The organism is Psychrobacillus sp. (assembly GCF_056205495.1).
Map to the genome: position 1 here is coordinate 1 of NZ_JBAEAP010000486.1, position 1,577 is coordinate 1,577.

Consider the following 1,577-nt stretch of genomic DNA (forward strand, 5'->3'; position numbering starts at 1 on the left):
AGGAGTGACTATAACAGGACTCCTTTTAATAATTGTTACATCTAGTTATTTTCATACAAAGGAAATTAACTTACTCACCAGCGGTTGCACTAAAACTGGGGGAGCTTCGACTTTGGTAATACATAATAACTTAACAAGTGATTATTCCTTTGAGTGTAAGAAATGAATAGAAGCCTTGGGACGAGCCTAGATTGTTAGGCTCTTTTTTTATTGGAAAAAATAATGAAAACCAGAAAAAAGAGCGTAGAGCTGGTAGAAAACTATAACTAGAGATATAGGTTTTCACAAAAATATGAATTTTAAATTAAATTGATATATAATTTATCTATGGATTGCAGCAAGCAACGCAAGTAGTAAGATAGAGAAGACGTCGCCATTGCTGAAATCAATTCTACTTTCTTATTAAAATCACATTAATGATGGATTCAATTAACAATAAAATGGAGTGATTGATGAAATGAAGCATATTTATGCATTTGAAACGCCATATGAAGCAGTTAAATATCTAGAAGTCATAGAATCCTTTAAAGTTAAACTGAATGAATTTAAAGCCTTATTAGAAAAAGGATATGAATTGAATGATTCTCCGAGAGGTTTTATTTGGACTCCGGGGGACATAGCAACCAGTGTCTTTTCAGATGTTCCCATACCAGCGTATACAAATCGGCACTTAGTCTATATGACTCCAGATATTATGGAATGGCGGAATTTTTTTATGAATATATATGAGAACGTTGAAAATGAGTTTATTAAGAATTTCTATCGCAATTTCAAAGAAGAGGATATTTTGACAATAGCTGGCCATGAGATGGTTCACCATATCGATTTATTCCCAGATGAATTTGATGAAGAAAGAGAAAGTATTTGGTTTGAAGAAGGAATGTGCGACTATATTGCTCGAAAAAATTTAATGACCCCTGAATCGTTTGAAACAATCACTAAAGTAGAAAGTGCAGTCGTGGCCTATTTCAACGAACAGTTTGGAAGTAGAAGTATAGATCAATTTGGAACTGACTCTTATTCTAATGATATAACTAGCATCATGTTTGATTACTGTAGGAGCTTTTTAACTATAAAGTATTTAGTAGAAGAGCAAGCAAATAATAATCCTTTGGAAGTCTTTAAACGATACAACGAATGGTGCGAGGCAGGAAGAAAAGAATCTCTAAGTACATATTTTAACGTCGAGAACTTGTTTATCTCATTAGACAAAGAGACCATCATATGAAACAAAGAATGGTAATCATGACCGTTGGAAAAACGCATAGTGGAAAAACTACATTTGCGAAGGCGTTAGAAGTGCATTTATCAAACTCAGTCGTTATTGATCAGGACAATCATGCGGAATTTCTAAATACTCATTACAAAAGCTTATTACCTAAGACTGCAAGCAATAAGTTAAAATACGGACTAACCCAAATGATTGTTGATTATGCAGTAAATGAAACTGATTGCCATCTAATTTTATGTAACTCTAATAGAGGCATTGATGGTAGAGTAAGATTTTTAAATCATTATAAGAGTCTTGGTTTCACGACAATTGTCGTGAATTTTGATATACCGGAAGAGGTATTATT

At 33.0% G+C, this 1,577-nt stretch carries 2 protein-coding genes; both read left to right on the plus strand.

What is annotated here, in order from left to right:
- Nucleotides 1-457 precede the first annotated feature (457 nt).
- A complete protein-coding gene (locus tag AC06OU_RS13980; RefSeq protein WP_475856579.1) occupies nucleotides 458-1,228 on the plus strand; it encodes a hypothetical protein in 771 nt (256 codons plus the stop codon).
- Nucleotides 1,225-1,577: AAA family ATPase (locus AC06OU_RS13985; RefSeq protein WP_475856581.1), on the plus strand; the 353-nt coding region annotated here is incomplete at its 3' end. The genes AC06OU_RS13980 and AC06OU_RS13985, both read left to right, overlap by 4 nt.